The sequence below is a fragment of the Haloarcula nitratireducens genome (genome assembly GCF_019599505.1).
Window position 1 is genome coordinate 104085 of sequence record NZ_RKLT01000009.1, and the last position, 12812, is coordinate 116896.

The 12812-nt window shown below is 58.7% G+C and carries 9 protein-coding genes and 1 pseudogene; 2 read left to right on the forward strand and 8 right to left on the reverse strand.

What is annotated here, in order from left to right; all coding sequences use genetic code 11:
• The first annotated feature begins 30 nt into the window (after positions 1-30).
• Positions 31-421, forward strand: a pseudogene (locus EGH23_RS17680) (winged helix-turn-helix domain-containing protein).
• 188 nt (positions 422-609) lie between these two features.
• On the opposite strand, the gene EGH23_RS17685 reads toward EGH23_RS17680, so the two are convergent.
• From EGH23_RS17685 to EGH23_RS17700, 4 genes are all read right to left on the reverse strand, one after another.
• Positions 610-759: a hypothetical protein gene (locus EGH23_RS17685; RefSeq protein ID WP_220581302.1), complete on the reverse strand. Its 150-nt coding sequence runs from the start codon at positions 757-759 to the stop codon at positions 610-612.
• Positions 760-785: 26 nt separating this feature from the next.
• Entirely contained in the window at positions 786-1643 is an 858-nt protein-coding gene (locus EGH23_RS17690) for a DNA-binding protein (protein WP_220581303.1), read from the reverse strand.
• 614 nt (positions 1644-2257) lie between these two features.
• A complete protein-coding gene (locus EGH23_RS17695; protein ID WP_220581304.1) occupies positions 2258-2653 on the reverse strand; it encodes a PIN domain-containing protein in 396 nt (131 codons plus the stop codon).
• The gene (locus EGH23_RS17700; RefSeq protein WP_220581305.1) at positions 2650-2862 is read right to left on the reverse strand and encodes an antitoxin VapB family protein; all 213 of its coding nucleotides are present in this window, start codon (positions 2860-2862) and stop codon (positions 2650-2652) included. The genes EGH23_RS17695 and EGH23_RS17700 overlap by 4 nt, the downstream gene beginning before the upstream one ends.
• 544 nt (positions 2863-3406) lie before the next feature.
• On the opposite strand from EGH23_RS17700, the gene EGH23_RS17705 reads away from it, so the two are divergent.
• Positions 3407-7108, forward strand: coding sequence for an ATP-binding protein (locus EGH23_RS17705; RefSeq protein ID WP_220581306.1), 3702 nt, complete (start codon positions 3407-3409; stop codon positions 7106-7108).
• Between the two features lie 707 nt (positions 7109-7815).
• Here the strand turns inward: EGH23_RS17705 and EGH23_RS17710 are convergent.
• The 4 genes from EGH23_RS17710 to EGH23_RS17725 all read right to left on the reverse strand — a co-directional run bounded on the left by EGH23_RS17710 (position 7816) and on the right by EGH23_RS17725 (position 12573).
• A complete protein-coding gene (locus tag EGH23_RS17710) occupies positions 7816-9228 on the reverse strand; it encodes a sensor histidine kinase (RefSeq protein ID WP_220581307.1) in 1413 nt (470 codons plus the stop codon).
• A gap of 1315 nt (positions 9229-10543) precedes the next feature.
• Positions 10544-10984, reverse strand: a complete 441-nt coding sequence (locus EGH23_RS17715) for a DUF8147 domain-containing protein (RefSeq protein ID WP_220581308.1) — start codon at positions 10982-10984, stop codon at positions 10544-10546.
• 200 nt (positions 10985-11184) lie between these two features.
• Complete coding sequence (locus EGH23_RS17720) at positions 11185-11394, reverse strand: hypothetical protein (protein ID WP_220581309.1); 210 nt, start codon at positions 11392-11394, stop codon at positions 11185-11187.
• Between the two features lie 522 nt (positions 11395-11916).
• Positions 11917-12573 carry an aldo/keto reductase gene (locus EGH23_RS17725; protein ID WP_220581315.1) on the reverse strand — a complete coding sequence of 219 codons (657 nt, stop codon included), beginning with the start codon at positions 12571-12573 and terminating at the stop codon, positions 11917-11919.
• Positions 12574-12812: the final 239 nt, after the last annotated feature.

Sequence of the window (12812 nt, forward strand, 5' to 3'; positions counted from 1 at the left end):
AGCACGACAATTCCCATTCGAGGCATTCACATGGTCGAAACCGACCGCCGCTCTACGGACGACGTTCGCTAGCCGGAGCCGCCACTCCCTGAGGAGAGCGGGCTAACCCTCGAAGAGTATCTCGCGATGCAACAGGCGATCGGTCACACGACGCGGTTTCGTCTCTTCCGCACGCTCGTCGCCAACCGAACTGAGTGCCGCCGAACTCAAATCCGCGGTCGACGTAGAATCGCATAATTTCCACTATCACCTCGACGAACTGGTCGACGTCGGACTCGTCGATAAGCGCCAGCGACGAACCGCTGATAGTCAGGGCTTCTATACGTACTATCGACCAACTGCGATGGGACGTGGTATCCTCGAATATGGTGTCGAGGAACTGATGCGCCGCGAGCGCGAGTTCGACGACACCTATTCATAGTACGTCAGCACCTCTGCAGGTGTGTTCCTGTTAAGCGCTTAATCAGGTCGTTGCTGGTTGTGCGTGCAACAGTAGCACTTTCACAACACATCGACCTAGGTTTCTGCGGCGTTAGTGAACTCTGATATAAATGCACTGCACAGAGTGTCTGTGGCAGCGCCCACAAATTCCACAATTCACGCAAAATTTCACATGAGCCGGCTCTCACACCGCTCCCAGAAGACTTCATCCACTTCGATGCAGCGGTCGGCGCGTGCGAGGAACGGCCCGTGGGCCGTGACCGCGCGCGAGGGGCGTCCGAGCGTAGCGAGGACGACGGCTGGGGAGGAGACTGGCACGAGAAAAAAGAAGCCCGTATCGGGCCTTACAGCCGCACGTTGCGTTCGGGGAACTCGATAGAACTCCAGCCCGTCAGCGCCACGGAGACGCGTCCCTCGTACCAACTCGTCGCGACCGACCGCAGCCGCACGCGTTCGCCTTCTCGAACCAGCGTCTGCTCCGACCGCATCCACGACGTGAACTTCGTCGTCCCCGTCTCGTCTTCGATGAGCCCGACCTGCCGAATAGCTGGATGGCTCGGCTTCCAGAGTTTCGTCACTCGCCCTTCGATGCACACCTCGTTACGCTTTACGTCACCGAGTCTCGCTATCGGAACCACCGTTCCACGGCCGAGCCACTCTGCTTCCGTTACGTCGACCGACGCATCCACGATGTCCGCACCGTCTGCCAGCCGCTGAGCCAATCGCTTCGAGAGCGCCGCCGCCGTTGCCCCCGTTCCGACTCGCTCGCTGATACGCCGCGCCTGCCGATTCACGCTCGCCAGCTCCGCTCTGGAGAGTTCCGACCGCGGGTCCACTCTGTCCGGGTCCGCCCACGGATCCACGCTCGCCGCTCGCTTTCCGAACGCTCGTCGTCGGTCTCGGTTCCCCGCTTCGACGCTATCTCTCGTCCGGGCCTCTCTATCCGAACCCTGTCTGTGGTCCCACCGGCTTCGCGTCCGCCCGATCTCCGTCTCGCGTGCTGCCAACCGCTCTTCCGCTTCTAAGGTCAGCCCCCGTCCGACCGCCTCGTAGTGGTTCGTATCGACGGTTCCCTGTCTCTCCTGTTCGACAGAGGGCCGCAGTTCGGGCGTCTCCTCGACCACCTCGAATCGCGCCGGAATCCGTTCGTTCGCCTGTACATCCACCGAAACTTCATTACCGATAGTGCGCTTACTAGACATTGGTGTTCAACCACCGAAGGCGTTTCACGACGCCCGACAACCGCGACCCTTACATCGCGGTTTTCCTCACAACCGACCAGACAGACACGTCTGCACGCGCCGTTCGCGCCTTCGTGAGCGCCCGTGAGGGCGCGAACGGCGCGTGCCATCGGCAGGACCTCCCAGTCACGCGCGGCCGGCCAGCCCGACCGAGCGGCCAGCACGCAAGCCGTTTTCGCGGCCGAGCGCAGCGAGGGCCGAACGCGCGCTTGGTGCTGGCGTCCCGAAAGGGCGAGCGAGGAGCGCGGCGAACGGCCGTTCGCCGTCGCGGTTCGGGCGTCGGGCCGGGCGAGCGGGACGAGCCACGCAGAGACCGACACAGCCGCTCTCCTGGTGGATTGAAAGGGCGAGGTGCGCTCGCCACGTTCGCGCTCGGGAGTCGCTGTGTGGCCCCTCTCCGAGCGGCGCGAGGAGATGTCACACAGCGGCCGCGAACGCACCGAGGGCTTTCGAGCGGTCTCCCCCCTTGACACACCCTCTCGATATGACCTATTTCTCCGACAAAGCGAAATGATGGGATACTGTACAGAAAGTATCAGTATCGAGGTGGCTCAGCTAGTTCGTGGTGAAAGATATCACGCTAAGAACTCGACGTCGAGAAGTTCGGTAAGCCCCTCGACATCGAAATCGGCATCTGCGACGACGAGTGACTCATCGAGAGCTGTAGCAGTCCCAGCGATGTACGCATCACGGGGAGAGAGTGCCTGGCCCTGTCGATGAAGTTCGTTCTGGAGTTCTGCAGCGGCACGGGCAAGATCGAGCGTTTCGTCGAGAAAGACGACCCACTCCAATGCAGAATCGAGTGCATCGAAGTCAGCGGGACAGGATTTGAACACCTCTCCTTGATAGACTTCGAACGCCACTAACGGCGGTGCGACTGCACGCTCGTCGGCGTGTCGCTTCACGTACTCTACGGCTGTCGAATCACCGTCAAGGTACTCAATGAGGACGCTACTATCGTAAACTGTCATCGAATACCGACGCTGTCTTTCATCTCTGTACGCGCGTTTCGGGCACCTTCGGCAGCGTCAGTTCCCTCCCAGAGGCCAGCCCCCTCGTGGATGCTATCACGTCGCTCTGCAATGAGTCTAGAGAGAAGCTCGTCGAACGTCTCATCCTCACCTTTCAACGAGGCTAAGGCCTCGTGAGTGTCGTCATCGACGCGAATGCTCTTGCTCATACGCACTGTATACGACCGAGTATACAATACTATTACGACGGTTCTTGAATGACTTCGACGACTTGTGACAGCCTCTCCGCCGTGGTCAAGTGCCAACCATCATGCGAGCGGCAGGATGGAATAGAAATCGCGATTTCCGAAATCACGATTTCTCTACAAAGCTGAACCCGCTGACGGTCTCGAATATGCTAACTGGCGAGTGTCTTGTTCAGGGACTACACCGCTTCCAGACCGTGCGCTTGGTCAACTACCCCACCCTAGTTCGCTCACCCTGAGGGGGTTCGCTCGTGGAGAGTGGGGCTTGTCCATGAACTCGGCCTTGAACCCGTTCGGGTGGGCGGTGAATCCGTCACTCGGCGTTCACGAGACATATATACCCATTTGAGGTCATCCTACAAATCCCACTGGGTGTACGCCATATGGTGTACCCAAATCCCTTCTCGTACTACTCTCGGTACTGATATCCAGATGTGCACAACCGTCCGACAGGTGCAATAACGACTATCTCGCCTGCGAGCGTCGGAGACCAATCAGTGTAGTGTAGATGGCCGATACCGTTCCACCGACCGATAGCGACCTCCCGGTCGTAGCCGAGAGCACTCAGACCTACGTGCGAATACAGCCTGCAACCAAGGCGCTCGATCCAGTGGGGATAGAGCGGCAACTGCGTCGACTCCATCGACTCGAAACACAGTCTACAGGCCGATTCAGCGGACTTCTGGGGACAGCTCAGGCTCCTCTCATCGAGTGGTTGTTGGTCGGCGACAGCGAGCGCCTGGCGTACTACGTGAGCGTCGATCCCGATTCGCAGCTCGACTCGCTCGAAGGCGTCTTGCGAGGGCTGTTTCCCGAGAGCTATGCCTTCGAACGGGTTAGAGAGAGCAGGAAAGGGTTGCTGTCTGGAATCCTCGAAGCCTTGGAGGACGACAGCTCGACAAACACACAGACGGAACCACCTGCAGCCATCGAGTTCGAGCGCCGCTGTGAGCACCCGAAAGACTGGCAGACCAGACTCACGCCCTTCGAAGCGTTCTACGAGAGCGACGACGACCGCATCCCGCTATCGGGTGTGGTCGAGACGATTGCGAACAGTCCCGCTCCCGTAGTTTTTCAGGTACTCTGTCGGCGAAAGCCCGACTGGTCCACAGACCTCGAGATGCGCCGGCTCGACATCGAGTCGGGGAGCGACACGCTCGGTGGGGCGCTCACCAATGCCGTGTTCGGCCGGCCGGAGGATCCCGAGTCCATCCGTACGAAACCGGACGAGGTGCGACTAGCGGAACTCGACGAGCGCGACCCACGGAACTCCTTCGAGGTCAACGTCAGAGCGTTCGTCGGGAGCGATCCTGGAGATGGACGAATGGGGCGGACGCCAACTGACATCGCGCGAGACCTCGAAACGGCGTTCGGGCCGGTGGGACACACGACCTACACGATAGCGGGCCGAGTGAGAAGCGGAGACGACACGACAGCCCTTCGACGGGCAATCGAAGAACGAACGTTCCGAACGAGAGCGAACGGACTGGCCAACCGACTGCCGTGGAGTGTCTCCCGAAGTCCGACACTCGTCGCCGACGCCAGCGAGGTCGGGGGCTTTTGCCTCCTCGACGGCGCGAAACTCACCGCGGCTGGCCGTCGTCTCGCCGATGCCACCCCTGTCGACCGACAACCGCTTGCCCACCCCCCGCAACGACAACTCGATCGATATTATGGACCGGGGCTCCCGCTTGGCCATCCGCTGACACAGGACAGCGCACCTGACCCGAGTCCCGTCTCGTTGCCGCCGACGCTACAGTCACTCCACCTGGCGTGGTTCGGCAAGACCGGGTCGGGCAAGTCGACGAGTCTCGTCACGGCGATGCTCGACAACCACGAGGCCACGGACGGTGCGGATATCCTCATCGACCCGAAAGGCGATGGGATGCCTCTCGAGTACATGCAGGCACATTACGAGCGCTACGGCACGCTCGAGGACGTCCTCTATTTCGACTGTGCCGAGCTGTTGCCCGCCTTCTCGTTTTTCGATATCCGGGACGAACTCGATCGGGGCATCGCTCGAACCACGGCCGTCGAGGACAGGGTCGAACACTACATCGAGATACTGATCCAGTTGATGGGGCGAGACCGCTTCGAGCAGGCGGTTCGCTCGCCCGACATCATCCGCTACATGGTCAAAGCGATGTTCGACCCCGTAAGCGGTGCGGACGCGTTCAGTCATCGCGATTTCCACGGCGCGATCCAGGAGATGCACGACCGGAACACCGCCCCGCCAGTCTCTGATGGCGACCTCGAACGCATGCTTGCTGGCGTCGTCGCCAACCGGGCGCGAACGTTCGACGAGATCATGCAGGGGGTGGCCAATCGCATCGAGAAGGTGCCCGTCGACCCGCGATTGGCTCGGCTGTTCAATCACGTTCCCGAAAGAGGAACTGACAGCACCGACCCGCACTTCGACCTCGTGGACTATCTCGACGAAGACGTCGTCATCATCTTCGATACGGGGCAACTGCGGAGCGAGGCACAGCGTGCGCTTGCTCTCTTGGTTCTCTCGAATCTCTGGTCGGCGCTCAAACGGCGTGCCCGTGGGTCGATGAATGCCGAGGATCCGAACGCATCGGCGAGCGAAGACGCGATGACGGGCGACGAGACGATGGGCACCGAAGACGGCACTCGTCCGCTGGTCAACGTCTACATCGAGGAGGCCGCGAGCATCGCCGTCTCCTCGCTGCTCTCTGAGCTTCTCTCCCAATCCCGGAGCTTCGACTGTGCGCTTACCCTGGCGATGCAGTTTCCTGCCCAACTCCGCGAGTCGAGCGAGCGGGCCTATCAGGAGGTCCTGAACAACGTCTCGACCATCGTCACGGGTAACGTCGCGGTCGACGAGAAACTCACCCGACGGTTGGCCACCGACGAGATGGATGCCCGAGAGGTAGGGAACCGACTCCGGGCGCTCCGTCGCGGCCAGTGGTTCGTCTCCCTGCCCGCCGAATTCGATACGGATGAACCCACTCCGTTCACGGCTCGGTCGCTTCCCCCGCCCTGCGGCCATCCGGCGTCGACGATGGCGCCGCAGCGTCGCGGCTTCGAGGAAGCACTAACGATGGCTCACCAGAACGTCGTAACTACGGCTGGCCTTCGACTGATCGAACCGAGTCCGGCCGAGGGTGCGGTCGGCCAAGACGAGGGCGTGCCGATTCGCGCCGACAGCGCGCTTCCCTACACGAACCGATTGCCGTCGATGGTACTCTACGACGCTTCGCGACACGGCCTCGTCTGTGATGGCTGTGAGAGCCGCTACGACCCGGACAGTGCGGGCATGCTTCGAGCTATCGAGTGCTGTGCGTCACTGGATAGGGTCGACCCCGACGACATTCCCATCTGTGAGGTGAATCTCAAGCTCTCGACGGGGGAACGCGATGTCAGTGAGTTCTCCGATAGACAACTCATGTTTCTCCAAGCGGTCTACAACGCCCAGCAACTGCGCTATGACCCACCCGAATACGACCTCCTCTACGATAGTATGCTCCGATTGCAGGAGTACCTCGGCATCGAGAGCGAGGCGATTCAAGACCTCATCGACGACGGGCTCCTGACACACGATACGGACCGCCCCCATCGACTGTATACGGTGACGCCCGCGGGCAGGTCACTCATCGGTGAGCACTACCGCAAGGGTATCGATTACGGCCACGGCAAAGGCGACTTAGAGGAGACGAGCCAGCACGTCCTCGCGGTCGAAGTCGGTCGTCGCTACCTAGTGAGTCAATACGAAAACGACCCTGACTCCTCGGTCGTAAGAGTCGTCCCGTATTTCGAACTCGACGAACGCGATCAGACAGCGGTCCCCGCTTCGAGCGCGATGGGCGGCGATTCGGAGGAACTCGTCGAAGCCGCCGACGAGTACGACCGTCACCGCATCGATGCCGTCGGTCTCGACGCAGAGGGCCGCGTCGTCGTCACGCTCGAAGCAGAGCGAGTCAATCACGACCTCCGTCGAGCCGTCCCGGAGGACTTCGATAAGATGGCCGCCTGTGACCCCGACGAGGCTATCTGGATAACGATGTCTCATTCGGAGGCCCACCGTGTGTTACGCGCACTGAACGACCCGCTGGAAGGCGAGCCGCGTGTCGAGAAAACGTACGCCGAGAGCACGCCAGCGAGCGAGTTCCGCATCGACTCGCCGGGCTGTACGGCGATGTTCACGCTCGAACAGGTCCGAGAGATGGTGGCCGAACAGGCTGAATAATACCGCTGGCTTGAGGACGTGCGCTCGGAACGCGCCCCCGGTTTGCATCTCTTTGCCTGCGTCTGTTGCCAATCGAACGAATAGCAGTCCAAACAGCGCGAGTGAGAGGCAGAAGATATCCAATTATAGAGAGTCAAGGAGAAAACCCACGACTGCAGTCGTGGGATGAATCCGACCTAGTAAGTCACAAACCACCGTATTGAGTGGTGTGAGTGGAGAACTGGCAGTTGGCTCGGTGTTTGCCACGGTTCGTAGCCGAAATCAAAACGTAAGCCGACCACTCCGACAGTCGTTAAACAATCAGATATCTCCAAGTCCTCACGGCGAGGATAGGAGTAACGGGGACGTGGCTTTCCCAGTGGCTGACTGTCCAACAAACCGTAAATTCCCAACCATCCGAATTGACGGGAGCAACATAAGAACCTCGGGAAGCCCACGACTTTACTCGTGGGAGGAAGTCACAGTGACCCGACGTGAAGGGTGCACGGCTTATTTGAGCGATCCAGCGAGAGAGACACCAATTCGACAAGAGGGTTTGATATCCGTGCAAGAGACAGCGCGCACATCTCGTACAGAGTCACTTCCCGCTTTCAGATGGGCGAGCTGCTCACTACAGGGCGTCTATCTTGCACAGAGAGGTCCTCAAATGTCGGTGGCAAAATCGGACAGTATAGTGCGCGAGTCGACTACAGACTCTTTTTAATCGCTCAGTCAGCCACGCGCACCTCGAAGCGTGCCCCGCCAGTTTCACCCTCCGTGACATCGATTTCCCAGCTATGTCCGGAGATAATCCGGTCGACAATCGCCAATCCGAACCCACTCCCGTCTTTATGCGTCGTGTATCCCTTGTCGAAAATACGGTCACGTTTTGCTGCTGAAATTCCCGGTCCGTCGTCTTCAATGTACACTCCCCGCTCCTCCGAGAGCACACCTGCGGTGAGCGATGCATCACTGGAACCGTGTTCGACGGCATTCCGGATGATGTTCTCGAAGGCTTGTGAAAGACGGGCCGAATCACAGTCTAAGAGCATACTTCCAGTAACTTCGAGCGAACTCCCCGGCGCACGGACGTTCTCATAGCTCGTCGTTACCACCTCGGCGAATTCGATATGATTTCGATCGCCGATCAACTCACCGTCTTTCGCGAGTGTGAGCAGCTCCTCGATGAGTGTATCCATGCGACTGACAGCCGCCAGTGCTGTCTCTAACTGTCTGCTCTCATACTCCATCGCCGCCATACGGATGTTCCCATCAGCGACGTTGAGCGGATTTCGGAGATCGTGTGCAACGGTCGATGTGAATTCTTCCAGTTGGTCGATTTTTTCGACCAGTTCCTGCTGGTTCATCTTCCGGTCGGTGATATCCCGCGTTATACCAACTAAGGAGACGACATTCCCGGACTGATTGGTGACTGGTTTACACCGCGATTCGGCCCATATCTCGACCGTGCCAGATTTGTTGATACGATATTGAACAAGTTGTGATTTGCCGGCCGAAGCACGCTCCATCGCAAGGGTAACGCGGTCGATATCTCCCGGATGTACTTGGTCGAGAAACGACTGCGGGTCGGCCCGAATATTCTCGATAGACTGCCCGAAAATAGCTTCATGACCATCGTTGATGAACCGCAACTCTGACCAATCTGGCGAGAACACCCAGAAGGCTTGATCAGCGACGCCAACGATTTCTCGTAACTGCTTGTTGGTTTCCTTGATTACCTGCTGCGAACGGCGGTGCTCAACATACGTGACAATCTTATCGACGAGCAACGGCGCTTGGTTCCCGATAGTCTCCTGAATGACGTAGTCCGTGACGCCGGCTTCGATACCCTCGCTTGCAACCGTCTCGTTCCCAGTTTCGGTAAAGAGCAGGAACGGAATGTCAGGGTAGTCTTCGCGGACGCCTCTGAGAAAATCGATGCCAGTACGGTCGGGCATGTGGTAGTCAGAAAGAATGCAATCAATGGTTTCCGAGTCGAGTATCTCACGCCCTCGATCGGCAGACTCCGCTGTTACTACACTGAGACGGTCACTGTCATTCGTCAGTTGTCTGCTGACCAACTCCAGAAGCTCCGCATTGTCATTGACGTAGAGGACCGCAATATCGCGACTATCTGCCATCAATCGCTATTGATGAAAACGTAGCAAAAGGGTTTTTGTCCAGAATTCAACCATGATACTGGGATGTGGGTTCCAGCAGCAAGAGAGGACTAGAAGCTGCGAGAAGCGATATCGTAGTGCTGACGATACCCTCTCTATTCAGCACGACATCCCTGTCCGTTTCCAAGGGTTTCAACAGAGCCGGTATGGCGTAATCCGATGAAACCCCTGTGAAGTACCTCGGGGTCAAGTGGGTTTGAGAGAGCGCCGCTCTCTCGTCATCACGAGACGGCAAAGCCGTCTCGAACGACCCCGAGGCACTCGCCTTGCTTATACAGAATCAAGGAGAATACCTGCGGCTGTAGCCGCAGGATGACTCTGACACTACTCGAGACAATCTACCGCTCGATAGCACTCCAGAGTTTCCACTCCGCGATGTCCAAGTAGTGCCACTTTGTCGCAGGGAGCAAGCTCAGGTCGGAACGGAGCGGATTCCGAACGACCTTCGGAGGCGGTCTACCCGCCACTAATGAGACAATATCCGAAACGCCGACGCAGTGAACACGAATCCTCGAAGGGTTCGTCTTTCGTGCCCGTCGGTTGAGCAAAGCCTCGAAGATACCTCCGAGTCCGTTGAAGTCTGCCGGACTCTCTGTGGCAAAAATAACACGAAGAGTCCGAATACGATGAAGGAGAGGGGTACCGGCGGGTTGGCACCGCCAGACAGCCACCGACCACGACGACTGGGTGAAACGAGTTCCCGTGAAGTGGCGGCGTCCCTGGTTGCAGACCTGAAACTCCCACCGCTCGGGATTCCTCTGCGTGAACGCAGAGGAGGATGTCAACTGTAGAATCGCTCTGTTACGTTCTCGGCTGGTCCAACCTTGGAGTTCGTCGCCGCCTCTGATACTGAACAGTCACGATGACAGCCTTGGAGTGGGAAAATAGGTTTGAGTACGTCCACTGAACAGCGGGGCCCATGCCCGCTCAGCGTGGCGCTCGTGCTATCATTCGGCGTTTCAGTCGAATCCAACCGTTCGACCATCGCGATCTGAATAGTCAGAACTCAGATGGGTATCCCGAACCAACCGTCCAAGGTTGGCACAGTCTCTGGGTTTGCCTAACCTTGGAAACTGTCTGTATCTGGTTCTGTTCGGATTTCTCTCTCGTAGCCGTCAGCCGAGTCCGCGACTGCACGGCCGCTCGGCGACTCGTCATCGAACCCCCGTGGAACTGTCTCGATAACCTCTCTCCTAGGGATGGCATTCCGTACACCCAGTCTGATTAGCGGTGGATAGTCCAAGGTTGGAGAAACTATTTATATAACTGTAGGTGACTACTGCATCGGCGAGCTCGGTGGCTGTCGGTCCACGGGGCTCCGGCGAAAGGCGATATAACCAGCGACGATCGCCGAGAGGAACGCGACGGGGAAGCCGACGAACACTATCGCCGTCGCAAGTCCAATGGCCTGCGTCCAGACGACTGCCATCGCGAGACCGCCGCCGACGACGAAGCCGACGGTCGCCCCGGCGACCGTCCGGAGTCGACGCCGCGTTCGTGCGGACGCCCGTCCGGTCGCTCGGCGTTCCGTCCGGTAGGTCAGTCCGAGATACGTGAGCGGAAGCGCGACCAGCCCGGCGACGAGTCCGGCCGGTAGCCCCAGCATCGCGGAGGGCCAGATGTGCGGTGCGAGGGCTTCCGTAACGCCGACGCCGACGATAGCGAAGGCGAGGACTCCTGCGAACAGACTCACGACCGACTTGCGAAGTGTGTTCATACCCGTTCTTCGTCACCCGGAAGGATAATATCAGGTGTCGGTTCTCGCTTTCAAGGAATTATTGTGCGGAAAGAACGTCGATAGCTGAACTCTTCTACCGATGGCGGATGGGGAGTCCCCGCGCTACAGATCTGAGCGAAGCTAAGGGGGAAAGCGGGGACTGCCTTTCAGGGTTTCCCGCTCTCCGTAGCGGGCGCAGACTACCGGCCCTGTACGATCTTCTCCACTCGGTCGATGACTCCCTCCCGTTCCAGGAGACGGTTCATCGCCTCGTACATTCGCTGTTGTTTGAAGTAACTAGCGAAGGCGAGGATAGTGGGTGCCCACAGGCCGATGAAGATCCCCATCTCCCTGTCCTTGTTGACGAAATACACGAACAGGGCGAGTACGACGGAAACTGCGGACGCCACTGTCCAGGGGTCTCGTCCAGTCTGTTCGACCGATTCTAACGCTCGGTGTTGGCTTTCTCTCGACATTCGCCCAGAGATACGCATACTACGTATTTCGTTATTGTATCAATATTCGGTGAAGACGATGAGGTAACGAGAGAAAGTCGGGCGTATCCAAACCTTATCGTGCCCGACAGGAGTTATCGGGGGATTGTCGTTGTCCTGATATCTAACTCCCGGTTTCACCGTTTCATATTTTGCTGCCCTTGCTTACTCTCCGGTCGAGGCAGGCCGAGTGTCTCGGGGGCGTTCGAGACGGCGAAGCCGCCCCGTGATGACGAGAGAGGGAGCTCTCTCGAAGGCTGGTGTTCCGTGCACACAGTCTAATTAGCGGTGGATAATCCATGGTTGGAGAAACGATGCCCACTTCCTGAAGACAAATTCTAAAATCGACGAGGTGGATTGTCGCACAGAGTTTACGCGCTTCTCCCACGAGTTTACTCGTGGGCTTCCGCGCTGTTACCGCTGTGAGCGAACGCTGAGTTACAGTCCCAGGGCTCGCTGCAGTTTCGTGAGCAAACCGCCCTGCAGGTCGAATATCTCCGTCATCTCCTCGTCCGTGAGTTCGAAGTCGAAGACGTCCAGGTTGGCCTGGAGATGTTCCGGACTCGATGCCTTCGGAATCGCCGCGACCCGTTCTTGCTGGAGTAACCAGCGCAGAGCAACCTGTGCTGGCGTCTTTCCGTGGCGCTCTGCAATCTTTGCGAGCGTCTCGTCGTCCGAGACTTTCCCTTTCGCCAGCGGACTGTAGGCCGTCAGGATGATCTCGTTCTCGAGACAGTATTCGAGGACATCGGCTTGGTCCGTGTATGGATTGTACTCGACCTGGTTCGTGAGAATCGGTGTATCGGAGAGTTCGCGCGCCCGTTCGAGCTGGTCCACCGAGAAATTGCTCACGCCGATATGGGCTACGTCTCCAGCCGACTGGAGTTCGTTCATCGCCTCGATAGTCTCGTCTAAGGGAACGCTTCGACTCGGCCAGTGGATCAACAAGAGGTCGACTGTCTCGAGACCGAGTTTCTCCAGACTCCGGCGAGCCGACTGCAGGAAATCGTCGTATTCGAGGTTCGTGCGCCAGACTTTCGTGGTGACGAAGAGCTCGTCTCGGTCGACGGTGGCGTCGGCGAGCGCCTTCCCGATGGCCGCCTGATTGTCGTGAAGTACCTCGGGGCAAGCCCCGAGGCTTCACCGGTTTGGGTCAGCACCGCGCCCGTAGGCGAATTTAATTCCTCCCGACCTCCCCCGTGAGGGATCGGCTGGAATTAACACCCGAACGCTCGGTGCGTCCGTGGGAGTCGGTCGCTCCACCACGACCCGACAACTCCCATCTCACCTGCTGTAGCAGGGTGTTGAGAGGAGTCGCATTTCCAAACTGCCTC

Bases quoted from the DNA above. Each gene is read 5' to 3' on its own strand.
- EGH23_RS17700 (WP_220581305.1), bottom strand. From the start codon at position 2,862: ATGAGCAAGAGCATTCGCGTCGATGACGACACTCACGAGGCCTTAGCC.
- EGH23_RS17695 (WP_220581304.1), bottom strand. From the start codon at position 2,653: ATGACAGTTTACGATAGTAGCGTCCTCATTGAGTACCTTGACGGTGAT.
- EGH23_RS17715 (WP_220581308.1), bottom strand. From the start codon at position 10,984: ATGAACACACTTCGCAAGTCGGTCGTGAGTCTGTTCGCAGGAGTCCTC.
- EGH23_RS17690 (WP_220581303.1), bottom strand. From the start codon at position 1,643: ATGTCTAGTAAGCGCACTATCGGTAATGAAGTTTCGGTGGATGTACAG.
- EGH23_RS17710 (WP_220581307.1), bottom strand. From the start codon at position 9,228: ATGGCAGATAGTCGCGATATTGCGGTCCTCTACGTCAATGACAATGCG.
- EGH23_RS17705 (WP_220581306.1), top strand. From the start codon at position 3,407: ATGGCCGATACCGTTCCACCGACCGATAGCGACCTCCCGGTCGTAGCC.